The sequence below is a fragment of the Burkholderia sp. BCC1644 genome (assembly GCF_902833225.1).
In the GTDB taxonomy this organism is placed as follows: domain Bacteria; phylum Pseudomonadota; class Gammaproteobacteria; order Burkholderiales; family Burkholderiaceae; genus Burkholderia.
On sequence record NZ_CADFEI010000020.1, the window covers coordinates 47,207 to 71,678 of the forward strand.

At 68.3% G+C, this 24,472-nt stretch carries 24 protein-coding genes; 13 read left to right on the forward strand and 11 right to left on the reverse strand.

Annotated elements, in window-relative coordinates; all coding sequences use genetic code 11:
• Positions 1-23 precede the first annotated feature (23 nt).
• The 5 genes from HWX87_RS30805 to HWX87_RS30825 form a co-directional block, all read right to left on the reverse strand.
• Entirely contained in the window at positions 24-1,652 is a 1,629-nt protein-coding gene (locus tag HWX87_RS30805; RefSeq protein WP_176050757.1) for an ABC transporter substrate-binding protein, read from the reverse strand.
• 319 nt (positions 1,653-1,971) lie between these two features.
• Positions 1,972-3,279, reverse strand: coding sequence for an MFS transporter (locus tag HWX87_RS30810; RefSeq protein ID WP_176050758.1), 1,308 nt, complete (start codon positions 3,277-3,279; stop codon positions 1,972-1,974).
• Between the two features lie 190 nt (positions 3,280-3,469).
• The gene (locus HWX87_RS30815; protein ID WP_021163765.1) at positions 3,470-3,781 is read right to left on the reverse strand and encodes a high-potential iron-sulfur protein; all 312 of its coding nucleotides are present in this window, start codon (positions 3,779-3,781) and stop codon (positions 3,470-3,472) included.
• Positions 3,782-3,917: 136 nt separating this feature from the next.
• Positions 3,918-5,027: an NAD(P)/FAD-dependent oxidoreductase gene (locus HWX87_RS30820; RefSeq protein ID WP_176050759.1), complete on the reverse strand. Its 1,110-nt coding sequence runs from the start codon at positions 5,025-5,027 to the stop codon at positions 3,918-3,920.
• Positions 5,028-5,172: 145 nt separating this feature from the next.
• Positions 5,173-6,153 (reverse strand): AAA family ATPase, encoded by a 981-nt coding sequence (locus tag HWX87_RS30825; RefSeq protein ID WP_176050760.1) that lies wholly within the window; start codon positions 6,151-6,153, stop codon positions 5,173-5,175.
• Between the two features lie 229 nt (positions 6,154-6,382).
• Here HWX87_RS30825 and HWX87_RS30830 point away from each other — a divergent pair, with 229 nt between their 5' ends.
• The 9 genes from HWX87_RS30830 (at position 6,383) to HWX87_RS30870 (ending at position 15,137) form a co-directional block, all read left to right on the forward strand.
• Positions 6,383-7,102 carry a nitroreductase gene (locus HWX87_RS30830; protein ID WP_176050761.1) on the forward strand — a complete coding sequence of 240 codons (720 nt, stop codon included), beginning with the start codon at positions 6,383-6,385 and terminating at the stop codon, positions 7,100-7,102.
• Positions 7,103-7,248: 146 nt separating this feature from the next.
• Positions 7,249-7,737, forward strand: coding sequence for a hypothetical protein (locus HWX87_RS30835; protein WP_176050762.1), 489 nt, complete (start codon positions 7,249-7,251; stop codon positions 7,735-7,737).
• Between the two features lie 5 nt (positions 7,738-7,742).
• Entirely contained in the window at positions 7,743-8,558 is an 816-nt protein-coding gene (locus tag HWX87_RS30840; RefSeq protein ID WP_034190285.1) for an endonuclease/exonuclease/phosphatase family protein, read from the forward strand.
• A gap of 109 nt (positions 8,559-8,667) precedes the next feature.
• Positions 8,668-9,315, forward strand: a complete 648-nt coding sequence (locus HWX87_RS30845) for a LysE family transporter (protein WP_176050763.1) — start codon at positions 8,668-8,670, stop codon at positions 9,313-9,315.
• Positions 9,316-9,542: 227 nt separating this feature from the next.
• Positions 9,543-10,313 carry a ferredoxin--NADP reductase gene (locus tag HWX87_RS30850; protein WP_176050764.1) on the forward strand — a complete coding sequence of 257 codons (771 nt, stop codon included), beginning with the start codon at positions 9,543-9,545 and terminating at the stop codon, positions 10,311-10,313.
• A gap of 416 nt (positions 10,314-10,729) precedes the next feature.
• A complete protein-coding gene (gene rqpS / locus HWX87_RS30855) occupies positions 10,730-11,545 on the forward strand; it encodes a quorum system sensor histidine kinase RqpS (protein WP_176050765.1) in 816 nt (271 codons plus the stop codon).
• A gap of 7 nt (positions 11,546-11,552) precedes the next feature.
• Positions 11,553-12,209 carry a response regulator transcription factor RqpR gene (gene rqpR / locus HWX87_RS30860; RefSeq protein WP_176050766.1) on the forward strand — a complete coding sequence of 219 codons (657 nt, stop codon included), beginning with the start codon at positions 11,553-11,555 and terminating at the stop codon, positions 12,207-12,209.
• A gap of 231 nt (positions 12,210-12,440) precedes the next feature.
• Positions 12,441-13,847 carry an amino acid permease gene (locus HWX87_RS30865; RefSeq protein ID WP_176050767.1) on the forward strand — a complete coding sequence of 469 codons (1,407 nt, stop codon included), beginning with the start codon at positions 12,441-12,443 and terminating at the stop codon, positions 13,845-13,847.
• A 264-nt stretch (positions 13,848-14,111) separates the two neighbouring features.
• Positions 14,112-15,137, forward strand: a complete 1,026-nt coding sequence (locus HWX87_RS30870; RefSeq protein ID WP_176050768.1) for an XdhC family protein — start codon at positions 14,112-14,114, stop codon at positions 15,135-15,137.
• 64 nt (positions 15,138-15,201) lie between these two features.
• On the opposite strand, the gene HWX87_RS30875 is transcribed toward HWX87_RS30870, so the two are convergent.
• The 6 genes from HWX87_RS30875 to fliE form a co-directional block, all read right to left on the reverse strand.
• Positions 15,202-15,936, reverse strand: a complete 735-nt coding sequence (locus HWX87_RS30875; RefSeq protein WP_176050769.1) for a PepSY-associated TM helix domain-containing protein — start codon at positions 15,934-15,936, stop codon at positions 15,202-15,204.
• Positions 15,937-16,205: 269 nt separating this feature from the next.
• A complete protein-coding gene (locus HWX87_RS30880) occupies positions 16,206-16,523 on the reverse strand; it encodes an EscU/YscU/HrcU family type III secretion system export apparatus switch protein (RefSeq protein ID WP_176050770.1) in 318 nt (105 codons plus the stop codon).
• On the reverse strand, positions 16,520-17,887 hold the full coding sequence (locus HWX87_RS30885; protein ID WP_176050771.1) for a flagellar hook-length control protein FliK: 1,368 nt from the start codon (positions 17,885-17,887) through the stop codon (positions 16,520-16,522). The genes HWX87_RS30880 and HWX87_RS30885 overlap by 4 nt, the downstream gene beginning before the upstream one ends.
• Positions 17,888-17,987: 100 nt before the next feature.
• Positions 17,988-18,320 (reverse strand): flagellar protein FliT, encoded by a 333-nt coding sequence (locus HWX87_RS30890; RefSeq protein WP_176050772.1) that lies wholly within the window; start codon positions 18,318-18,320, stop codon positions 17,988-17,990.
• Positions 18,317-18,751 carry a flagellar export chaperone FliS gene (fliS, locus tag HWX87_RS30895; protein WP_176050773.1) on the reverse strand — a complete coding sequence of 145 codons (435 nt, stop codon included), beginning with the start codon at positions 18,749-18,751 and terminating at the stop codon, positions 18,317-18,319. Before fliS ends, HWX87_RS30890 begins: the two co-directional genes overlap by 4 nt.
• 161 nt (positions 18,752-18,912) lie before the next feature.
• A complete protein-coding gene (fliE, locus tag HWX87_RS30900; protein WP_034190274.1) occupies positions 18,913-19,257 on the reverse strand; it encodes a flagellar hook-basal body complex protein FliE in 345 nt (114 codons plus the stop codon).
• A 247-nt stretch (positions 19,258-19,504) separates the two neighbouring features.
• Here fliE and fliF point away from each other — a divergent pair, with 247 nt between their 5' ends.
• The 4 genes from fliF to fliI are packed head-to-tail and all read left to right on the forward strand — an operon-like array spanning position 19,505 to position 24,467.
• On the forward strand, positions 19,505-21,268 hold the full coding sequence (fliF, locus tag HWX87_RS30905; RefSeq protein ID WP_176050774.1) for a flagellar basal-body MS-ring/collar protein FliF: 1,764 nt from the start codon (positions 19,505-19,507) through the stop codon (positions 21,266-21,268).
• Complete coding sequence (fliG, locus tag HWX87_RS30910; RefSeq protein ID WP_176050775.1) at positions 21,258-22,253, forward strand: flagellar motor switch protein FliG; 996 nt, start codon at positions 21,258-21,260, stop codon at positions 22,251-22,253. The genes fliF and fliG overlap by 11 nt, the downstream gene beginning before the upstream one ends.
• A complete protein-coding gene (gene fliH, locus HWX87_RS30915) occupies positions 22,246-22,929 on the forward strand; it encodes a flagellar assembly protein FliH (RefSeq protein WP_059232943.1) in 684 nt (227 codons plus the stop codon). Before fliG ends, fliH begins: the two co-directional genes overlap by 8 nt.
• Positions 22,923-24,467 carry a flagellar protein export ATPase FliI gene (gene fliI / locus HWX87_RS30920; RefSeq protein ID WP_176050776.1) on the forward strand — a complete coding sequence of 515 codons (1,545 nt, stop codon included), beginning with the start codon at positions 22,923-22,925 and terminating at the stop codon, positions 24,465-24,467. The genes fliH and fliI overlap by 7 nt, the downstream gene beginning before the upstream one ends.
• Positions 24,468-24,472 lie beyond the last annotated feature (5 nt).

The following is a 24,472-nucleotide window of genomic DNA, read 5'->3' on the forward strand; positions in this document are numbered from 1 at the left end:
CGCGACAGCTTACGACAGGCGTGTTACTTCACGCTAACACCGTCGAAGCGGGCATAGCCGAGCGGTTCGATACGCATGTCGACCACGTTCTTGCGCACCGGCTGGTAGACCGTCGAGTTCGCGATCGGCGAGAACGGCAGCTGTTGCGCGAAGATCTGCTGGGCCTGCATGTAGAGCTTCGTCCGTGCGTCCTGGCCCGTCGTCGTGCGGCCCTTCTGGACCAGCTCGTCGAACGGCTTGTAGCACCAGTGCGAGAAGTTGTTGCCCTTGATCGCTTCGCAGCCGAGCAGCGTGCCGAGCCAGTTGTCCGGATCGCCGTTGTCGCCCGTCCAGCCGATCAGCATCGTGTCCTGCTCACCCGAGTGCGCGCGCTTGATGTACTCGCCCCACTCGTACGTGACGATCTTCGCCTTCACGCCGATCTTCGCCCAGTCGGCCTGGATCATCTCGGCCATCAGGCGGGCATTCGGGTTGTATGCGCGCTGCACGGGCATCGCCCACAGCGTGATCTCGAAACCGTTCGCATAGCCGGCCTTCGCGAGCAGCGCCTTCGCCTTCGCGGTGTCGTTCGGCGCCATCTTCAGGTTCTTGTCGTACGACCATTGGGTCGGCGGCATCGGCGCGGTCGCAGCCTGGCCGGCGCCCTGGTAGACGGACTCGAGGATCGCCTTCTTGTTGATCGCCATGTCGAGCGCCTGACGCACTTCGAGCTTGTCGACCGGCTTGTGCTCGACGTTGTACGCGAGGTAGCCGAGATTGAAGCCGGCCTGCGACGGCATGTCGACGCCCGAGTCGGCCTTCAGCGTCGCGATGTCGGCCGGACGCGGATAGCTCATCACCTGGCATTCGTTGCGCTTGATCTTCTGCACGCGCACGCCCGGATCCGGCGTGATCGAGAAGATCAGCTTCGACAGCTTCACTTCGCCCTTCTTCCAGTAATCAGGATTGCCGTCGAAACGGATCGTCGCGTCCTTCGTGTAGCTGCGGAAGATGAACGGGCCCGTGCCGACCGGCTTCTGGTTGATGTCGGCGGCCTTGCCTGCCTTCATCAGCTGGTCGCCGTATTCGGCCGACAGGATCGACGCGAATTCCATCGCCATGTTCTGGATGAACGGCGCATTCGGCTCGGCCAGCGTGAACTTCACGGTGTACGGATCGACCTTCTCGACCTTCGTGATCAGCTTGTCGAGGCCCATGTCGGTGAAGTACGGGAACGACACCGGGTACGCCTTGCGGAACGCCTGGTTCGGGTCGAGCATGCGCTGGAACGTGAACAGCACGTCGTCCGCGTTGAATTCACGCGTCGGCTTGAAGAAGTCGGTCGTGTGGAACTTCACGCCGTGGCGCAGGTGGAACGTGTACACCTTGCCGTCGGACGATACGTCCCACTTCTCGGCGAGGCCCGGCTCGACCTTCGTGCCGCCGCGCTCGAATTCGACGAGGCGGTTGTAGACGGTGAACGTGGCGGCGGTGAAATCGACGCCGGTCGTAAATTGCGCGGAATCGAAACCCGCCGGGCTGCCTTCTGAGCAGTAGACGAGCGTTTTGTTCGGGATCTGTGCGAATGCAGAGCCCGCGACGCCGAGCGATGCCGCTGCCACGCCTGCAATGGCGGTAACACGCAGGGTGTGCAACAGACGGTTGTATTCCATGTTTCCTCCAGGTCTCCAGATCGGAACCGGCCCGCCAGGGGCCGGTGTACGCGGATATTACTTGAGCTAACGATGTGGCAACAAGCCGGAGAAAAAACTCTTCTATATGCCCCGCACGGGTTTGTGCCGATGTTTAGTGTGGGTAAAAAATGCGAAAACGCGCGCGAGCGACAATTCCGTTCATCTCGCGCAAGTTTCGTTCGACGACTAAACAATTCGGGCGCGAACACGACGGCTCGATGCGCCGCTCCCTGTGCTCTGCAGCACATCATTGCGTTTTATGAAACGATCCGATGACCGTCTTCAAATCGTCATGCGATCACGCCGGCGCATCGAGGTCGGCACTGCGCGCCGGCACGAACGCGACCGCGACGATCGACAGCGCGATCCCGGCCATCACGTAGTAGGTCGGTGCGAGCGGCGTGCCCGTGACCTTGATCAGCCACGTGACGATGAACTGCCCGAAGCCGCCGAACAGCATCACCGCGACGTTGTACGCGATCGACAGCCCGGTCGAGCGCACGTTGGCCGGGAACAGCTCGGCGATCATCGCGCCGAACGGCCCGTAGTAACCCGCGAGCGTCACCGACAGCACGGCCTGCACCGCGATCAGCCGCCCGATGCTCGGCGCCGCGTCGAGCCACGCGAACAGCGGATACATCAGCGCGAGCGTCAGCACGAGCGACCACAGCGACAGCCCCTTGCGGCCGATGCGATCGGACCATGCGCCCGCGACCGGCGACAGCACCATCAGCAGCAGGTTGCCGACGATCACCGCGTAGAACGATTCCGCGTACGGCAGCTTCAGCTGCTTCACCGCGAAAGTCGGCAGATAGCTGATCAGCACGTAGATCGTCACCGTCAGCGCGATCACCGAGCCGAGCCCGCACAGCACCTCGCGCGGGTGGCGCGTGAACACTTCGCCGAGCGTCGCGCGGCGCGCGCTCTGCTGCGCATGCAGGAACGCTTCGGAATCGGCGAGATGGCGGCGGATGTAGAAGCCGATCGGGCCGATCACGAGCCCGAGGATGAACGGCACGCGCCAGCCCCAGCTGCGCAGCGCGTCGTGCGACAGCCCGCGCGTGACGGCCGCGCCGACGAGCGCGCCGATCAGCAGCGCGGCCGCCTGGCTCGCCATCTGCCAGCTGCCGTAGAAGCCGCGTTTCGAGAACGGTGCGGCTTCGATCAGCAGCGCCGTCGCACTGCCGAATTCGCCGCCCGCGGAGAAGCCCTGCAGCAGCCGGCCGAGCACGATCAGGATCGGGCCGCCGATGCCGATCGCCGCATAGGGCGGCGCGATCGCGAGCAGGAAGATGCCGGCCGTCATCAGCAGGATCACGAGCGACAGCGCGGCCTTGCGGCCCGCGCGATCCGCGTACAGCCCGAACACGATGCCGCCGATCGGGCGCATGAAGAACGCGACGCCGAACGTCGCGGTGGTGAGGAGCAGCGACGAGTATTCGCTGGAGGTCGGGAAGAACAGCTCGGCGATCACGACCGTCATGAAGCCGAACACCGTGAAGTCGTACCACTCGAGCGCGTTGCCGATCACGGCGGCGGCCACCGCGCGGCGGTTCAGCGCACGCTCGGGCCGGATCGTTTTCGTTGAATTCGCAATCGTCGCCATGCGTGCCTCGTCCTCGTGAATTCGCCGTGTCAGGCGGCGCGGCGCGCGGGTGGGTCGCGGCGCACAGGTTTGCAGCGAGTGTAGAAAGCGACGGAACCGTTTTCAAGCATAAAAAACGCCCGCCATCTTTCGACGGCGGGCGTTTTGCGGTTTTCGCCACAATGCGGCATCGCACGATGCCGCACGGGACTCAACCCATCTTCGAGAAGGCGCTGCACCAGCCCTTCGCCGACACCTGCTTGCCGGGGAAGGCGCCGCACGGACCCGATGCCGAGCCCTTCTTGCCCTGGTACAGCATGCAGGCCGCACAATCCTGGCCCGCTGCGTATTTCGGGTACTTCGTCTTGTCGACCTTCGTGGCATCGGCCTTGTAGCCAAGCGCCACGGCGGTCGGATCCGTTTCCGACAGCATCGGCGCATCGGCCAGCGCTTCGCGCGACAGCGCCAGCGCGGACACGGCACCAATGCTCGTAATCAGGAAACTCCGACGGGATGTTTTCATGGGGGACTCGCTCCAACGTTATCGGTTTGAAAGCTGTTCTGGCGACAGCCGTTCGACAGAATAACGCCCAAGCGAATAAATGTGCGCGCCGAAATTCCAGAGATAAGGGATTTCACACGGCGGCCCGTGCGTCGCGTCAGCGGTAGGCGGTCATCTCGCCCACGCGCTGCGCGAGCGCGAGCGACGCGGTGAGCCCCGGCGACTCGATGCCGAACAGGTTCACGAGCCCGCGCACGCCGTGCTGCGCGGCGCCCTGCACGATGAAGTCGGCCGGCGGCTCGCCGGGCCCCGCGAGCTTCGGCCGGATGCCCGCATACGCCGGCTGCAGCGCGTCGTCGGGCAGGCCGGGCCAGAACGCGCGGATCGACGCGTAGAACGCGGTCGCACGCGCCGGATCGACTTCGTAGCGCAGCGAATCGCACCATTCGACGTCCGGGCCGAAGCGCGCCTGCCCGCCGAGATCGAGCGTCAGGTGCACGCCGAGCCCTGCGCGATCGGGCATCGGGTAGATCAGGTGCGAGAACGGCGCGCGGCCCGACAGGCTGAAGTAATTGCCGCGCGCGAGATAGAGCGGCGGCACCCAGCGCGGGTCGAGGCCGCGCGTGCGGCGCGCGAGCGCCTGCGCGCCGAGGCCCGCGCTGTTGATCACGCACGCGGCCTCGATCTCGGTCGGCGCGTCGCCGCCCGTGCGCACGACGAAGCGCCCGCCGCGCAGCACGTCGATCGATTCGACCGGGGATTTCAGCGCGCACATCGCGCCGTTGCGTTCCGCGTCGCCGAGCAGCGCGAGCATCAGCTGGTGGCTGTCGACGATGCCGGTCGACGGCGAGAACAGCGCCTCCACGCATTCGAGCGCGGGCTCGAGCGTCTGCGCCTCCGCACGCGTGAGCGGCAGCAGGTCGAGCACGCCGTTTTCGACCGCGCGCGCGGCGATCGCCTTCAACTGCTTCACCTGCGCGGCGCTCGTCGCGACCAGCAGCTTGCCCGCGCGCCGGTGCGGCACGTGATGCGTTTCGCAGAATTCGTACAGCATGTCGCGGCCATGCACGCACGACATCGCCTTCAGCGACCCGCGCGGGTAGTAGAGCCCCGCGTGAATCACTTCGCTGTTGCGCGAACTCGTGCCCGTGCCGATCGCGTCGGCCGCCTCGAGCACGATCGTTTCACGCCCGCGCGCGGCCAGTTCCCGCGCAATCGCCAGACCGACGACACCCGCGCCGATCACGACACAATCCATCTGCTCCATGACAGTTCGCGCCGCTAACGCGTCGAAGGGAGAGAAGAGAATTGTACGTCCCGGTTCGCCCGCGTGCCGAACGCATCCGCAGCGCGTCGCGCCGACGCAGCCGACGACGCGGCGCGCACACGCAGCAGCCGTGCGCGCCGCCGTGTCAGAAGCCGATCGGCCGGCGCTTCGCGGCGCCCTCGTCCGCGCGGATGTCGTGCGGCCCGATCGCATCGCGGCCGTCGAGCCGCGCGGCGCCGAATGCGTGCAGCAGCGCGCGACGCATTGTGCGCGGCGGCGTCGCGGCCAGCATGTCGAGCGCGTCGTCGCCGAGCGTGTCGGGGAAGCGCCGCCCCCACGCATGCGACGTGCGGATCTCGTCGTAGATCGTCTGCGCGATCCGGCGCGCGCCGGCCGCATCGGGCGGCGCGATCTCGTACACGTTCATCCGGTTGAGCAGCGGCTCCGGAATCGCCTGCGCGTCGTTCGCGGTCGCGATCCAGATCACGTTGCCCGCATCGATCGGCACTTCCGCGAATTCGTCGACGAATGCGCGCGCAGTGTCGTGCTCGAGCAACGCGTACAGCGCGCCGAGCGGATCGTATTGCGCATCGCTGCCGGCCTTGTCGATCTCGTCGACGGCGATCACCGGGTTTGCGTAGCTGCCGTTCACGAGCGCCTCGAACACCTTGCCGGGCTTCGCGTTCTTCCATTGCGACGACGCGCCCGACAAGATCCAGCCGGCCGTCAGCGAACTCATCGGCACGTAGTGGTACGCGGTGCCGAGCAGTTGCGCGAGCGCCTTCGCGAAATGCGTCTTGCCGATCCCGGGTGGCCCGAGCAGCAGGATCGGCATCAGTTCGAGCCGGTCGTCCGTTTCAAGGCACAGCGCGACCTGCTTGCGCACGTCGTCGAGCGGCTCGCCGAAATTCGGCAATGCGTCGCCAAGTTCATCGAACGACGGCATCCGGTTCGGCTTCACGCAGAAGCGCAGATTCCCCGTCTTGAGCATCCGCTCGTAAGTGGCGCGCAGTGCGTCGCTCGCGCTCTCGTTCAGGTCGCTCAGCGCCGTCTCGACCTGCTCGAGGTCGTACACCGTGCTGAAGGACGCCACCGCCAGTTCCTGTTTCACCATCGCCGTCGTCATACCAACCTCGCTGCACTCGCCGTCACACAACCATCAGACCCTTACGATTTCAGTGTAGCGATCCCGTATCCCCGCGCAAGCAAGCAGCCATGCGAGTCTGCTGCTAACACTTCGCGCGCGCTGCATGGCCGCGCGCCGCAGCGTATGATCGTTGGTTCACCCACCCGCCGCGCCGGCCTTGCCGACGGCGCCCGCACGGCGCGTCGCGCGATGCCCCAAAGGTATGCCGATGTCCGCCCCCGCTGCTTCCCCCCACGTCGATGCCGATGCGATCGACGCCGTCGACGCGGCGCTCACGTCGCGCCGCGCGATCCGCGCCTTCCTGCCGACACCCGTGCCGCGCGACACGCTCGAGGCGATCCTCGAAGCCGCGAGCCGCGCGCCGTCGGGCACCAACATCCAGCCCTGGCGCGTATACGTCGCGACGGGCGCCACGCGCGATGCGCTCGCCGCCGCGCTGACCGCGGCGCACGACGATCCCGCGCGCGACGAGAAATACGTCGCCGAATACGACTACTACCCGCGCGAATGGGTGTCGCCGTATATCGACCGGCGCCGCAAGGTCGGCTGGGATCTGTACGGGCTGTTGAACATCGGCCGCGACGAGAAGGCGCGCATGCACGCGCAGCACGCGCGCAACTTCCGTTTCTTCGATGCGCCGGTCGCGCTGTTCTTCACGCTCGACCGCGTGATGACGTTAGGGGCATGGCTCGATTGCGGGATGTTCCTGCAGGGCGTGATGACGGCCGCACGCGCACGCGGGCTCGATACCTGCCCGCAGGCCGCGTTCGTGCCGTATCACCGGATCGTCGCCGACCACCTCGGCATTCCCGCCAACGAACAGTTCGTCTGCGGGATGTCGCTCGGCCATGCGGACCCCGACGCGATCGAGAACCGCCTCGTCACCGAGCGCGCGCCGGTGGCCGAGTTCGCGCGCTTTTTCGCTTGAAAACGCGTGACGCGACCCTACCTGCCGGGCAGGACCGCATCGTGCTGCGAACCTGTCGCAGTGCGTCCTGTCACATCACGATCGAAATCGATCGGGCGTAAGATGTGCGTCCGTTCCCCGCTATTGCGCGTTTCCGGAGACGTTTCATGCTGAAACACGGCCTGGCCGTCCTGCTCGCGAGCGTCACGCTCGCCGCCCATGCGCAAAGCCCCGCGCCGGCCTCCGTCGCGTGGGAGATCCAGGTGGTGCGCGACGGTCAGACGATCGACACGTTCCAGCAACGCACCACCGTGGGTCAGACCCGCACCGATACCCATCGTTATCCGTCCGCCGTGCCGGTCGGGTGCGGCAATGCCGCGCGCGTCGTGCCGACCGAGCGTTCGCGTTCGGTCACCGTCGCGCCGCTCACCGTCGACGCCAACGCGAACACCGTGTCGCTCGCGCTCGACGTGCAGGAAACGCTCGACGACGAAAACGCGACGCGCAGCGATCCGTGCGTGCCCGCGTCGCCGCGGCAGATTGTCGCGAGCCACCCCGGCCTGTCGGTCGGCGCCGACGCATGGACCGACTGGACGCTCGTCGAACAGCATCCGCATCTCGTGTACCGCGTGCGTGCGCACGTCGCGAAGGACTGAGCGTCATGTCCGCCGACGCCCTGTCCTTGCCGTTCGCCGAACCGCACGCCGCCCCCGACGAAATCACCGCCGTCAGCTGGAACCTGCACAAGGGTCGCTCGCCGCTCGGCTTCACCGCGTGGAACGCGATGCGCAACTGGATGCAGTCGACGCACGCCGACGTGTATTTCCTGCAGGAAGCGATGGCGCGCCGCATGCCGCGCCCCGTGCTCGCGCCCGGCTTCGGCGCGCAGATGGACGACGCGGTCGACGACGTGTGGCATTGCCAGGCCACCGAGATCGCGCATGCGCTCGACTGGCAGATCGCGCTCGGGCCGAACGTGTTCAAGCCGTCGTGGCGGCACGGCAATGCGATCCTGTCGCCGCATCCGCTCGACCTCGGCGGCCGCTGGGACATCTCCGCGCACCGCTTCGAGCGGCGCGGGCTGCTCGTCGCGCGTGCGACGCTCGCGGGCGCGCGCCCGGTCACGCTGCTGTGCGCGCACCTCGCGCTCACGCGCGCCGCGCGGCTGCGCCAGATGCACTGGATCGCGCACTGGATCGTGCGCAACGCGGGCGACGGCCCGCTGATGCTCGCCGGCGACTTCAACGACTGGCGCAACGATTCGGTCGCGCTGTTCGGCGAAATCGGGATGTCCGAGGTCGCGACGCTGCTCGGCGAATCGGGCCGCACGTTCCCTGCGTTCTCGCCGGCGCTCGCGCTCGACAAGATGTTCGTGCGCGGCCTGACGCCGCTCGAATGGCGCGCGCCGTCCGGCGAAGCCGCGTGGCTGTCGGACCACCTGCCGTACATCGCTCGCCTGCGCCTCGATCCGCAATAACCTTCCTCGGCCACCCCCGAACGCGCGCCGCCGGAGCGCGACCGCGCCGCGCGCGCTACAGTAGCGGCTTGCCCATTCCGCCATCGCCCCGCCGCCGGGCCGCGCCGCCATGACCTACCTGCCGATCCTGCTCCAAATCGCCGTCGTCTACCTCGTCGCGGCGATCACGCCCGGCCCGAATTTCTTCATGATTTCGCAGTTGTCGCTCGCGGGTCGCCGCAGCCTGGGCGCCGCGTCGGCGCTGGGCGTCGGCACCGCGTCGGTCGCGTGGGCGACGCTCGCGATGCTCGGCCTCGCGGCCGTGCTGCATCAGGTCGAATGGCTGTACGAGGCGATCCGGATCGGCGGCGCCGTGTATCTCGTGTATTTCGGCTTCAAGCTGCTGCGCTCGGGCGTGCGCCGCGACGCGGCGCCGGCCGATGCGCCGGACGCCGCCGCGCCGCTGGCCGCACCGCATGCGCGCGACTACCTGCGCGCGTATCGCAGCGGCCTGTTCACGTGCCTGACGAACCCGAAATCGTGTGCGTTCTGGACCAGCGTGTTCGCGGCGATGCTGCCCGCGCACGTGCCGCTGTGGTTCAACGGCGCGGTGCTGGTGACGATCGGCGTGCTGTCGGCCGGCTGGTATTCGTGCGTCGCGTACCTGTTCGCGAGCCCCCGCGCGCAGCGCGGCTACCGGCGCGTGCGGCGCCCGCTCGACGCGCTGTGCGGCGTCGCGCTCGTCGGTCTCGGCGCGAAACTCGCAGCCGATCGATGAAAGCTTTTTGCAAGGATTTGTTGCGCCAAATCCGCGCAGCCACGGGGGTCAAGCCCGCGATCCGCGCCAACAGGGTAAAATAACGAGTTCCTCAAACGTCTGTCATCGAGAAGGCGCGTGTCCGACGCGCCGGCCGGCCGATCCGCGATCGGGCCGTCGCACTCGGTTTTTTTGCCCATTTTTGGGCCCGTTACACGCGTCCGCTACGCGCGTCCGTTTTCAAAGCCATGAGCAAATACGACACCGCCACCGTCCAATCCGTCCATCACTGGACCGACACGCTGTTCAGCTTCACCTGCACCCGTGAGGCGAGCCTGCGCTTCAACAACGGCGAATTCACGATGGTCGGCCTGGAGGTCGACGGCAAGCCGCTCGCGCGCGCCTACTCGATCGTCAGCCCGAACTACGAAGAGCATCTCGAATTCTTCAGCATCAAGGTGCAGAACGGCCCGCTGACGTCGCGCCTGCAGCACCTGAAGGTGGGCGACACGGTGCTGATCGGCAAGAAGCCGACGGGCACGCTGGTCGCCGACAACCTGCTGCCGGGCAAGACGCTGTGGATGCTGTCGACGGGCACGGGCCTCGCGCCGTTCATGTCGATCATCCGCGATCCGGAGATCTACGAACGCTTCGACAAGGTGATCCTGACGCACACCTGCCGCCTGAAGGGCGAGCTGGCGTACATGGACTTCATCAAGCACGACCTGCCGGGCCATGAGTACCTCGGCGACATCATCAAGGACAAGCTCGTCTACTACCCGACGGTCACGCGCGAAGCGTTCGACAACGAAGGCCGGATCACCGACCTGATCGCGACGGGCAAGCTGTTCACGGATCTCGACGTCCCGCCGTTCTCGCCGGAAAACGACCGCGTGATGCTGTGCGGCAGCACCGCGATGCTGAAGGACACGACCGACCTGCTGAAGCAGGCCGGCCTCGTCGAAGGCAAGAACAGCGCGCCGGGCCACTACGTGATCGAGCGCGCATTCGTGGACTGATCTGCCCCCGAAATTTGTGCGGCATCAAGAACCGGAGCAAAAGCTCCGGTTTTTTTTCGTCCCTACTTGGCGAATTCGTAACAAACTGGGACCATCTCATCTCAAATAGTTACATTTGGATACGTCACCGCCGGGTGTTCGGGTGTCAGTGTTTTTCCTACAACACGTTCATTCCGATTATTCACATTTACCCTTAAATGTCCGCCCGACATGACCTTTTCAGAAATTTTGAGATATTATTCGCCGCGCGTGGTTGCCGTTTGAATGAGAGTGGAAGGGTCGGATGCAAGTGTTACAAGGTGTAACTTTTGTTACCTCGGCATGGAGCGATTCCCAGGCGGCGACCGTCATCGAAACGGCAGCCGATCCACGCAGCCAGCCGGTGTCTGAACCGCTTTCTGACAGCAGGGAGAGTCATGGATACGTCGCTTAACGCGCCCTCGGGCGCCCACGCCCCGTTCCCGTCGCGGCAGCGTGTGCACAGCTGCGCCGCTACTCCGCCCGTTGCCGACACCGCGTCGACACGCGACGCCTCCGCCGCACGGATCGCAGCCCTGTCCGCCCAATTGCTCGCCGCCGACGAAGCAGCCCGCCGCCATCTGGCCGGCGAGCTGCACGACGGGCTCGGCGCCGAATTGACCGCTGCGCGTTTCGCGCTCGCAAACGTTCAAACGTGGCTGCCGGCCGATGCGCCGGACGGCTGCCTGCGTGCGCTGGAGCTGGCGCAGCAGGCGCTCGACGCCGCCACCGACGCGAATCGCCGGCTGATCGACGAACGCGACACGCCGGCGCTCGACGCGGGCGTGATCGGCGCGCTGTCGTCCTGGATCGACACGCACGCGGCTCGCACGGGCCTGCGCACGAGCTTCGTGTGTGCGGCCGACGCGCGCCTCACGCAGATCGCCGGCGCCAGCGCACTCGCGCTATTCCGCGTCGCGCAGGAAGCGCTGTCGAACGTCGCGAAGCACGCCCGCGCGACGTCGGTCGACGTGCGGATCGTCACCGACGGCACGCATCTGTCACTGATTGTCGCCGACGATGGGACCGGTTTCGCCCGCAGCCGCCGCAGCGGCTACGGCCTCGCCGGCATGCGCGCCCGCTGCGAAGCGTTCGGCGGCAGCTTCGAGACGGCCACGCCGGAAACCGGCCACGGCACGCGCGTCACCGCGCGCTTCGCGTGGGATTCGCTGCTCGCGGTGCCCGTCGCGGCCCGCCGCGCGTCGCTTTCGTGAGGTCGTCATGAGCCTGAACATCCTGCTCGTGGACGATCACGCGATCGTCCGGCAAGGGATTCGCCAGCTGCTGATCGACCGCGGCATCGCGCGCGACGTCACCGAAGCCGAAACCGGCGGCGACGCGATGACAGCCGTCGACAAACAGGAATTCGACGTGATCCTGCTCGACATCTCGCTGCCGGACACGAACGGCATCGAGGTGCTCAAGCGCCTCAAGCGCAAGCTGACGCGCACACCGGTGCTGATGTTCTCGATGTACCGCGAGGACCAGTACGCGGTCCGCGCGCTGAAGGCCGGCGCGGCCGGCTACCTGTCGAAGACGGTCAACGCCGCGCAGATGATCGGCGCGATCCAGCAGGTCGCGGCCGGCCGCAAGTACGTGAGCCCCGCGATGGCCGAGGCGCTCGCCGAATACGTGTCGTTCGAGAACGAACCGCTGCCGCACGAGAAGCTGTCCGACCGCGAATTCCAGACGCTCTGCATGCTCGCGTCGGGCAAGCGGCTCACCGACATCGCGAACACGCTGTCGCTGTCCGTGAAGACGGTGAGCGTGTACCGGTCGCGGCTGCTCGAGAAGATGCGGCTGTCGAACAACGCGGAACTCACGTTCTACGTGATGAGCAACCGGCTCGTCGACATGGCGCCCGCGGCCGGCGCCTGACCGGCCCGACCCGCCTGCGCGCGCTACCTCGGATTCGTCCGATTCCATGACGCGGCGCACGCCGCGTCTCCGTCAACTGCCGCCCGCATCAAGCGCAAGCGCTTGTTTTATCGGACGATTCCGCGACGCGCCGCTGCGCCGCAGCGGGTCTTGTTCGTCAAATCGGCTAAAATTACGGGTTTTCACTCAGTCAGCGCCCCCGCGCCTGCGCGCGCTGGCGATTCATCCGCAATGTCTCTCTTCCGCAAGAAAAACGTCGATCGCATGATCGCCGGCGCGCACGCCGCCGGGCTCAAGAAAGCGCTCGGCGCGATCGACCTCACCTTCCTCGGCATCGGCGCGATCATCGGCACCGGCATCTTCGTGCTGACCGGCACCGGCGCCGTGCAGGCCGGCCCCGCGCTGATGCTGTCGTTCGTGATCGCCGCGATCGCGTGCGGCCTCGCGGCGCTGTCGTACGCGGAATTCGCGTCGACGATCCCCGTCGCCGGCTCGATCTACACGTACTCGTACGCAACGCTCGGCGAGCTCGTCGCGTGGATCATCGGCTGGGACCTGATGCTCGAGTACGGCCTCGCGTCGTCGGCCGTGTCGGTCGGCTGGTCGGGCTACCTGCAGTCGCTGCTGCAGGGTTTCGGGCTGTCGCTGCCGACCGTGCTGACGGCCGCGCCCGGCGCGGTGCCGGGCGTCGACACGTGGTTCAACCTGCCCGCGTTCCTCGTGATGATCGTGATCACGACGCTGCTGTCGATCGGCATCCGCGAATCGACCCGCATCAACAACATCATGGTGTTCATCAAGGTGTCGGTCGTGCTGCTCGTGATCGCGGTCGGCGTGTTCCACGTGACGCCTGCCAACTGGAAGCCGTTCATGCCGCACGGCTGGAACGGCGTGTTCGGCGCGGCGGCCGTGATGTTCTTCGCGTTCATCGGCTTCGACGCGGTGTCGTCGGCGGCCGAGGAAGTGAAGAATCCGAAACGCGACCTGCCGATCGGCATCATCGCGTCGCTCGCGGTGTGCGCGGTGCTGTACGTGACGGTCGCCGCGGTCGCAACCGGCATCGTGCCGTCGGCCCAGTACGCGAACATCTCGCACCCGATCTCGTACGCGCTGCAGGTCGCCGGCGAGAAGTGGGTCGCGGGCTTCATCGATCTCGGCGCGGTGCTCGGCATGCTGACCGTGATCCTCGTGATGAGCTACGGCCAGACGCGCGTGATCTTCGCGATGTCGCGCGACGGGCTGCTGCCGGCGATGCTGTCGCGCGTGCACCCGCGCTACGCCACGCCGTTCCTGACGACCTGGCTCGTCGGCCTGTTCTTCGGCCTGATCGCCGCGCTCGTGCCGCTCAACGTGCTCGCCGAGCTGATCAACATCGGCACGCTCGCGGCGTTCTCGATGGTGTCGATCGCGGTGCTCGTGCTGCGCCGCACGCATCCCGACCTGCCGCGCGCGTTCCGCTGCCCGGGCGTGCCCGTGGTGCCGATCCTCGCGGTCGCCGCGTGCCTGTTCCTGATGCTGAACCTGCAGCCCGTCACGTGGGCCGCATTCGGCATCTGGCTCGTGATCGGCCTCGTGATCTACTTCCTGTACTCGCGCCACCACTCGAAGCTCGCGCACGGCAACCACGACGCGCACTGAACGCCGTCGTCGCGCGCATGCCGCGCGCGATGACGCGACACCCCGCGGGGCCGCCACCGGCCCCGCGCGGCAACCGCCTCCCCCGAACCGGCCGCTGCGCCGCTCCCGCGATCGCGCGCTGTCCGATCGTCGCGATGTCTTGCCCGATCCTGCGGATTTGCGCGCACGTTTTGCACGCCGCCTGCACACGCGCGCCGCGCGGTTCATAATCCCGCCATCAAACGACGGTCTCTGCAACGGGCCGTCCGGCAACAGGAAAAGATGATGGAAAGCGTCGATCTCGATGTACTGAAATCCAGCGCGCGCTGGCTCGAAGAAGGGCGCCGCGTGCTGCTCGTGACGGTCGTGAAGACGTGGGGCTCGTCGCCGCGCCCCGAGGGCGCGATGCTCGCGGTGCGCGAGGACGGCCTAGTGGTCGGCTCCGTGTCCGGCGGCTGCATCGAGGACGACCTGATCGCTCGCGTGCACGCGAGCGGGATCGCGGCCGACGCGCGCCCGGAAGCGCTCAAGTACGGCGTGACGGCCGAGGAAGCGCACCGCTTCGGGCTGCCGTGCGGCGGCACGATCCAGCTCGTGCTCGAGCCGCTCACGCGCGACAGCGGAATAACCGCGCTATGCGCGGAAGTCGAGGCCGGCCGCCTCGTCACGCGCACGATGACGCTCGCGACCGGCCGCGCGTCGCTGTCGCCCGCGCAGGCGGCCGACGGGCTCGCGTTCGACGGCGAGCGGCTCGTGACGATCCACGGGCCGCGCTACCGGATGCTCGTGATCGGCGCCGGCCAGTTGTCGCGTTATCTGTGCCAGATCGCGGTCGGGCTCGACTACCAGGTGACGGTGTGCGATCCGCGCGAGGAATACACGGATGCGTGGGACGTGCCGGGCACGCGCGTCGTGCGCACGATGCCCGACGATACGGTGCTCGACATGAAACTTGACGCGCGTTCGGCCGTGATCGCGCTGACGCACGATCCGAAGCTCGACGATCTTGCCCTGATGGAGGCACTGAAGACGCCCGCGTTCTACGTGGGTGCACTCGGCTCGCGGCGCAACAACGCGGCGCGGCGCGAACGGCTGCGCGAATTCGACCTGAACGAAGCGGAACTGGGCCGGCTGCACGGGCCGGCCGGCATCTACATCGGCAGCAGGACGCCGCCGGAAATCGCGATCTCGATCCTCGCCGAGATCACCGCCGCGAAGAATCACGTGTCGCTGCCGACGATCCTGCAGGTCGAAGGCGCGAAGGCCGCCCGCGAGATCGCGGCGAACAGCGGCGCGGCCTGCGGGCTCTGATCCGCCGCGGCGCGCCGCCCATCCGGTTCGCGCCGCCGGCAGCCTGGCGCGCGCGCCAATCCGATCAGGTCAGGCCGGCAGCCAGCGCCGCGGCGACCGAACCGACCACCAGCACGACACCGACCGTGCGACGCTTGTTCAACTCGGTCCACAGCAGCACGCCGGTCAGCGACAGCAGGATCAGCGACCCCGCGATCGTATCCATCAGCAGCACCCAGCCGAGGTTCATCCCGACGCCGCGATGCAGGTTGTTCAGCGTCGTCAGGAACGTATTGCCCGTGCGCTTCACCGACACGTAGCCGTTGCCGACCCAGTATTCGGCCTGCAGGTTCTGGTGCGGGCCGAACACGCCGAACTGCCAGTGCTCGGGCTGCATCACGCGTTTGTCGCCCCACGCGACGGCCTGCGCGGGCTCCTTGCGCATGCGGCCCGGCTTGCCGTCGAAATGCAGTTCCTGCTGCAGCCACTTCGTCATCGCGGCGGGCGTCTTCGGCACCGGATTCGGCAACGCGATCTGCATCTCCTCGACCTGCGGCTCGCCGGTCGAAATCTTCAGCGGCGGCGCGCGGTGATTGAGCAACACGCCCGTCACGCCGAACAGCAGCCCGAGCACCGCGCCCCACAGCCCGACCCAGCCGTGCACCTTGCGCAGCCACTTGATGAAGGTGGCGCGGCGCGAGCGCTGGCGGCGCGCGGCCAGTTCGTCGTCGCTCAGATGGCGGCCCGCCGGGTGCAGCACGGTGACGCCGGCGCGCGGCATGCCCGTCTTGGGCGGGTCGATCGTTTCAGGCGCGTTCACGCGAAAGTATCCATTCGTTCAAAACAACGGCCGGCGCGCAATGTGTGCGAGCCGGCCGGGCAATATGAAAATGAGAATGGATATCATTACATAAATCTATTGCAGGCTCAATCGGTCACGCTTCCCGGCGGCAGGCCGGGTTAGCGGAGGAATGCAGTCGATGTGCGCACGTTGCGATGAAATGCCGGCAGATAGACGGCATATGCCGCCAGAACGACCTTGCAAGGCCGAGACAGCATTTCGTAAGAAGCCGCGCGACGCGGGCCCCTTCAGCGCAGCGGCGGCAGCGGAAAGCGCGGCGCGGCGTCGTCCGGCTCGGGCTCGGTGCGGTCGAGCGCGTACAGCCACGCGAGCAGATCGGCGACGGCCTGATAGAGCTGCGGCGGAATCCGGTCGTCCAGATCGACCTGCATCAGCAGCGACACCATCTCCGGCGCCGTATGCACGTACAGCCCCGCATCGCGGGCGCGCGCGACGATCATCTCGGCGAGCAGGCCGTAACCCTTCGCGACCACGCGTGGTGCCGTATCGCCGCCCTTCGGATCGTAGACGAGCGCGGCCGCGCGCTTGCGGGACGTCATGCTCATCGCGGCGCCTCGTCGTCGGCCACCTGCGTCGGCTCGGCGCTGGCCGCCCCGCGCGCATACGCGGCGGCCGCCACCTGGGCCGCGAACAGGTCGAAGCCGTCCGGCCCGTCGTCGACCGCGCGGATCGACAGTCCGCCGACCTTGAGCCCCGATCCCTCGAGCCGCTGCCGCAGCGCCGCCTCGTTTCGCGTGAGGCGGTCGGCGCCCGTCTGGTTCGCGCGCAGCCGCGCGACGAGTTGCGTGCCGTTCAGCACGAGTTCCGCATCGACCGTGCCTAGCGACGGCAGCGTCAGCGTCAGGCGCGTGCGCCAGGCGATGCCGTCGCCCGCGTCATCGCCACCGCCACGCTGCCCACGGTTGCCCGGCTCGTCGGGCTCGATCGTCCAGTCGAGCCGCGCGCCCGGCCAGGCCTCGCCGGTCCAGCGAAACTGGTCGGTCGCGAGCGCATCGAGCTGCTGCCTGACGATCGGTACGGCGGCCGGATGGACGGTCGCGAGCGTCTGCGCCTGCGGATCGGACGACGCGGCAGCCAGGTCGGCCCGCGCGGGCGTCCAGCGCGTGTCGGCATGCGCGGCCAGCGGATCGGCGGTTTCGGGCGGCAACGATGCACCCTGCCGGGCCGCCGCCGGCATCGCCTGCGCGGGGTCGCGGGCCGGCGCGCCGCCCTGGGCCGGTGTGCCCGGCTGCACGGCCGCCCGCGCGGTCGCGGGTAGCGGCGGACGCTGCGCCAGCAGTTCGTCGAGCAGGTCGGTCGCGCCGGGCGGCAACGCATCGCGGTCGGCCGGCGCGAGCGCGGCCGTCAGGCGCGCCTGCGGCTCGCGCATCAGCGCCGCGAGCGGACGCTGGCCGGCCAGCCACTGCGCCAGATGGGATTCGTAGAAGAGGCCGCTCTCGCTCACGGCCTGCGCGAGCGCCGCACGCAGCGCGGCGACCGGCAGCGGCGCGGCCGCTTCGCGTGCGGCCGCGGCGGACGATGCCGCGGCGGAGGCAGGCGGAGACGACGTGGCCGGGGCGGAGGCCGCCGACGTCGGTGTCGCGGGAACGGGCGCCGGCACGGCCGGATCGGTCAGCAGCACGGTGGGATCGGCCAGCAGCGGCGTGCGCCCGGCAATCGCGGGCGTCGCATCGCCGCCCGCGCGCGAAATCGCGTCGAGCACGCGTCCGACATCGGACAGCGCCGTCTGCGTGGAGGCCGGCGGCGCGGCCGGCGGGCTGCCGGCCTGAGGCGAGGACGACGCGCCGGCGCCCGGCGTGCCGACCTGCGCGGTCGCGCCGCCGCCGGCGGGCGCCGATACGGTGTCGGTCAGCAGGCTGTCGAGGCGGCTCGCCAGCAGCGCGGCCGCAACGGTGTCGATACCGGTCATGATCGGAGCCTGCTCACCTCAGCCACATCGTTGCGAATCCGGGCACGGCACGCCGGTGCCGCCCACGGGTACAGCGCGTCCGTCTCCCCGGAAACGGGCCCTACCCGCGCGCGCGGTAGAGATCGGTCAATACCTTGGTCGAGCGCCGCGCCTCGAACAGCGCGGACAGCCGCGCGACGTCCGGGCTCGCGAGATCGCGGATCGCCGCGTCGTCGGCCAGGATGCGGCGGATCAGGTCGAGCTTGCGGCCGAGATCCGATTCGTCGAGCGCGACGCCCGGATCGGCTTCCTTCAGCCCGTCGACAAGCTGCATGAATTCGGCCTGCAACCCCGGCAACGCGCTCCAGTCGGCGCCGCGGGCGGCGCACAGCATGCGCCCCGACACGGCAGCGAGCGCCTCGTAACGTGCGAAGTATTCGGCCTTGTGATTCATCGTGATGCTTCCGCTGCCTGTTGCGCGGCCATCCGCGCGACTTCCGGGGCGATGCCCGTCCATGCTTCCTCGAGCGTCGCGAGCAGCCCGTCGACCTCGACCAGCATCGCGTCGCTCGCCTGCGCGTTCGCGTCGAGCAGGCGCCGGCCGATATACGCGTACAGCGCGTACAGCCGCTCCGCGATCTCGCCGCCCGCGTCGCGATTCAGCGACGCCTGCAGGCCGCTCTCGACGATCCCGATCGCCTTGCCGATCGCTTCGCCGCGCGCGGGCACGTTACCTTGCTGCAAATGCATGCGCGCCAGCGCGATCGCTTGCCGCGCGCCCTGGTACAGCATCGCGATCAGCCGGTGCGGGGAGGCGCCCATCACCCCCGTCTCGACGCCGACACGCGCGTATGCACTGGCTCCAGCGTGTCCTGGGGAAAACATGCGCTTCTCCTTGTTCTGCCTTGGCTATACGGTCGCCGCCACCGTGCGTCGCACGGCGCGGCCTTCTCCGGAGTTATCGGAAGGGATTTGAAAAGCTTTAGGCGCACGCGGCCGCCGCCGGGCGCGGAAAGCCGGCTCGCCGGCCCCGCCCGGCACGCCTGTCACACCGACATCTGCATGATGTCGTTGTAGGCGCTCACGAGCTTGTTGCGGACCTGGAGCCCGAACTGGAAGCCGATGTTGGCTTTCTGCATGTCGACCATCACATCGTTCAGCGACACGTTCGGCGCGCCGACCTCGAACGCCTTCGCCTCGCCGAGCGCGTGCTGCTGGTCGCCGCTGATCTTGTCGAGCGACGCCTTCATCGCGCTCGCGAACGTGCTGGCCGTCGCCGCACCCGAGCCGGCAAGCGCCGCCGTCGGGCTCGCGACGCCGCCGGACGCCTGCGCGGCCATCGACTGCATCTGTTGCAACACCGAACCGATTCCGCTGACGTTCGCAGTCATGCTGTCCCCAGACTTAGAGAAGACCCGGACGCACCGGGCGGATCCGCCGGCGCCGCACCACGCGCACCATGCCGGATCGCGAAAAAGGATAGCAGCGCGCCGCGCGTCAAAGCCGAGAAAGTACGGGGGAAACCCCGCTCTTTTCGGTCGATCGGAGTGCGGCGCGGATCACGATAATCGCATCGTGTCATTGTCCGCCCGCTCGCCCGAGCGAGCTCAGTGGTCCCGCTCCGGAGAAACTCGACGCATGGATTCGCAGGCCAACTCGCTGATCAACCCCGACGCCCGCGCGGGCCTCGCCAGCCCGGCGCCAGGCGCCGCCGCGGCCGCCGCGTTGCCGGGCGCGGGCGTCGCCGGCGCTGATTTCGGGCTGGGCGGCTTCGCGGAACGCATTCCCGGCATCTCGCGGATGAAGGGCAACCCGAAGCTGCCGTTCCTGATCGTCGTCGCGTTCGCGATCGCCGCGATCATCGCGCTCGTGCTGTGGAGCCGCGCGCCCGACTACCGCGTGCTGTACAGCAACCTGTCGGACCGCGACGGCGGCGCGATCATTACCGCGCTCCAGCAGGCAAACGTTCCCTACAAGTTCGCCGATGCCGGCGGCGCGATCCTCGTGCCGTCGAACCAGGTCCACGAAACGCGCCTGAAGCTCGCCGCGATGGGGCTGCCGAAGGGCGGCTCGGTCGGCTTCGAGCTGATGGACAACCAGAAATTCGGCATCAGCCAGTTCGCCGAGCAGATCAATTACCAGCGCGCGCTCGAAGGCGAGCTGCAGCGCACCATCGAATCGATCAATGCCGTGCGCGGCGCGCGCGTGCATCTCGCGATCCCGAAGCCGTCGGTGTTCGTGCGCGACAAGGAAGCGCCGAGCGCGTCGGTGTTCGTCGACCTCTACCCGGGCCGCGTGCTCGACGAGGGCCAGGTCCAGGCGATCACGCGGATGGTGTCGTCCGGCGTGCCCGACATGCCCGCGAAGAACGTCACGATCGTCGACCAGGACGGCAACCTGCTGACCCAGACCGCGTCCGCCTCCGGCCTCGACGCGAGCCAGCTCAAGTACGTGCAGCAGGTCGAGCACAACACGCAGAAGCGCATCGACGCGATCCTCGCGCCGATCTTCGGCGCCGGCAACGCGCGTTCGCAGGTCAGCGCGGACCTCGATTTCTCGAAGATCGAGCAGACGTCGGAAAGCTACGGCCCGAACGGCAATCCGCAGCAATCCGCGATCCGCAGCCAGCAGACCAGCAGCGCGACCGAACTCGCGCAGGGTGGCGCATCGGGCGTGCCGGGCGCGCTGTCGAACACGCCGCCGCAGCCGGCTTCCGCGCCGATCGTCGCCGGCAACGGCCAGAACGGGCCGCAGACGACGCCGGTCAGCGACCGCAAGGACCAGACGACCAACTACGAAGTCGACAAGACGATCCGTCACCTCGAACAGCCGATGGGCAACGTGAAACGGCTGTCGGTCGCGGTCGTCGTCAACTACCAGCCGGTCGCCGACGCGAAGGGCCACGTGACGATGCAGCCGCTGCCGCCCGCGAAGCTCGCGCAGGTCGAGCAGCTCGTGAAGGACGCGATGGGCTACGACGAGAAGCGCGGCGACTCGGTGAACGTCGTGAACAGCGCGTTCTCGACCGTCGCCGACCCGTACGCCGACCTGCCGTGGTGGCGCCAGCCCGACATGATCGCGATGGCGAAGGAAGCCGCGAAGTGGCTCGGCATCGCGGCGGCCGCGGCGGCGCTCTACTTCATGTTCGTGCGCCCGGCGATGCGCCGCGCGTTCCCGCCGCCCGAGCCGGCCGCGCCGGCGCTCGCGGCACCGGACGATCCGGTCGCGCTCGACGGCCTGCCCGCGCTGGCCAAGACTGAGGAGCCCGACCCGATGCTGCTCGGCTTCGAAACCGAGAAGAACCGTTACGAACGCAACCTCGACTACGCGCGCACGATCGCCCGCCAGGATCCGAAGATCGTCGCCACCGTCGTGAAGAACTGGGTGTCCGATGAACGCTGAAGGCTTGACCAAGAGCGCGCTGCTGCTGATGTCGATCGGCGAGGAAGAGGCCGCGCAGGTATTCAAGTTCCTCGCGCCGCGCGAGGTCCAGAAGATCGGCGCCGCGATGGCCGCGCTGAAGAACGTCACGCGCGAGCAGGTCGAGGACGTGCTGCAGGAGTTCGCGAAGGAAGCCGAGCAGCACACCGCGCTGTCGCTCGATTCGAGCGAGTACATCCGCTCGGTGCTGACGAAGGCGCTCGGCGAGGACAAGGCCGGCGTACTGATCGACCGCATCCTGCAGGGCAGCGACACGAGCGGCATCGAGGGCCTGAAGTGGATGGACTCGGGCGCCGTGGCCGAACTGATCAAGAACGAGCATCCGCAGATCATCGCGACGATCCTCGTGCACCTCGACCGCGACCAGGCGTCGGAAATCGCATCGTGCTTCACCGAGCGGCTGCGTAACGACGTGATGCTGCGGATCGCGACGCTCGACGGCATCCAGCCGGCCGCGCTGCGCGAACTCGACGACGTGCTGACGGGCCTGCTATCCGGCAGCGACAACCTGAAACGCAGCCCGATGGGCGGCATCCGCACCGCGGCCGAGATCCTGAACTTCATGACGAGCGTGCATGAAGAAGGCGTGCTCGAAAGCGTGCGCCAGTACGACGCCGATCTCGCGCAGAAGATCGTCGACCAGATGTTCGTGTTCGAGAACCTGCTCGAGCTCGAGGATCGCGCGATCCAGATGGTGCTCAAGGAAGTGGAGTCGGAAACGCTGATCATCGCGCTGAAGGGTGCGCCGCCCGCGCTGCGCCAGAAGTTCCTCGCGAACATGTCGCAGCGCGCGGCCGAACTGCTCGCCGAGGATCTCGACGCGCGCGGCCCGGTGCGCGTGTCCGAAGTCGAGACGCAGCAGCGCCGCATCCTGCAGATCGTGCGCAATCTCGCCGAGAGCGGCCAGATCGTGATCGGCGGCAAGGCGGAAGACGCCTATGTCTGATTCGGCGAGCGATCGCGTGGGCACCCTCACCGCATACCAGCGGTGGGAGATGGCGTCGTTCGACCCGCCGCCGCCCCCGCCGCCGCCCGACGACGCGGCGGCCGCTGCCGCCGCGCTCGCCGAGGAACTGCAGCGCGTGCGCGACGCCGCGCACGCCGAGGGCCATGCGGCCGGCCACGTCGAAGGCCAGGCGCTCGGCTACCAGGCCGGTTTCGAGCAGGGCCGCGAACAGGGTTTCGAGGCCGGCCAGGCCGACGCGCGCGAGCAGGCTGCGCAGCTCGCGGCGCTCGCCGCGTCGTTCCGCGAAGCCGTCTCGACCGTCGAACACGATCTCGCCTCCGACATCGCGCAACTCGCGCTCGACATCGCGCAGCAGGTCGTGCGCCAGCACGTGAAGCATGACCCGGCCGCGCTGGTCGCGGCCGTGCGCGACGTGCTCGCGGCCGAGCCCGCGCTGTCCGGCGCGCCGCATCTGGCGGTGAATCCGGCCGACCTGCCGGTCGTCGAAGCCTATCTGCAGGACGATCTCGATACGCTCGGCTGGAACGTGCGCACCGACGCGTCGATCGAGCGCGGCGGCTGCCGTGCGCACGCCGCGACCGGCGAGGTCGACGCGACGCTGTCCACGCGCTGGCAGCGCGTCGCCGCCGCGATCGGCAAGGTGAGCACGTGGTAACGCGGCCGCCCGAGGCGCTCGCACACGACGGCATGACGCCGCTCGAGCGCGAGCTCGCGCTCGCGTCGTTCGGCCCGGCTGCCGCGCACGACCCCGCACACGATGCGACGCCGCACACGGCCGCCGACACCGCCGGCGCCGCGCCGCGCGCGCCGCACAATCCCCATCTCGCGCACTGGCGCACGCACCTGAACGGACTCGCCGCGCGCAGCCACCGCGCGCTGCCGCTGCGGCCGTGCGGGCGCCTCACGCGCGCGGCCGGCCTCGTGCTCGAAGCGATCGGGCTGCGCCTGTCGGTCGGCGCCGAATGCACGATAGAATTGCCGCCCGGCAGCACGCTGCCGCATGCGGAAGCCGAAGTCGTCGGCTTCGCCGGCGACCGCCTGTTCCTGATGCCGACCACCGATGTCGCGGGCGTCCTGCCCGGCGCGCGCGTGTGGCCGCTCGAAAGCGCGCCCGTCGCCGATCCGCTCGCGGGCGCGAAGCGGCTGCCGGTCGGCTGGGAAATGCTCGGGCGCGTCGTCGACGCGTCGGGCCGCCCGCTCGATGGCCTCGGCCCGCTCGCGGCAAAAATCGATGCGCCGCTGTCGGCGCCGTCGATCAACCCGCTCGAGCGCGAACCGATCCACCACGTGCTCGATGTCGGCGTGCGTGCGATCAACGCGCTGCTCACCGTCGGCCGCGGCCAGCGGATGGGCCTGTTCGCCGGCTCCGGCGTCGGCAAGTCGGTGCTGCTCGGCACGATGGCGCGCTATACGAGCGCGGAAGTGATCGTGATCGGGCTGATCGGCGAACGCGGCCGCGAAGTGAAGGAATTCATCGAACAGATCCTTGGCGAGGACGGGCTCGCGCGCTCGGTCGTCGTCGCCGCGCCGGCCGACGTGTCGCCGCTGCTGCGGATGCAGGGCGCCGCCTACGCGACGTCGCTCGCCGAGTATTTCCGCGACCAGGGCAAGCACGTGCTGCTGCTGATGGATTCGCTGACGCGCTACGCGATGGCGCAGCGCGAGATCGCGCTGGCGATCGGCGAGCCGCCCGCGACCAAGGGTTATCCGCCGTCGGTGTTCGCGAAGCTGCCCGCGCTCGTCGAGCGCACCGGCAACGGGCCGGAAGGCGGCGGCTCGATCACCGCGTTCTACACGGTGCTGACCGAAGGCGACGACCAGCAGGACCCGATCGCCGATTCGGCGCGCGCGATCCTCGACGGCCACATCGTGCTGTCGCGCGCGCTCGCCGAGGCCGGCCACTACCCCGCCATCGACATCGAGGCGTCGATCAGCCGCGCGATGACGGCGCTGATCGACGAAGGCCATCTCGACCACGTGCGGCAGTTCAAGCAGATGCTGTCGCGCTACCAGCGCAATCGCGACCTGATCGCGGTCGGCGCGTACGCACCCGGCCGCGACGCGCAGCTCGACCGCGCGATCGCGCTCTACCCGCGCATCGAGGCATTCCTGCAGCAGGGCTTTCGCGAATGCGCGCCGTTCGCATCGAGCCTCTCTGCGCTCGATGCGCTGTTCGACGCTTACGGAGGCTGATCCCG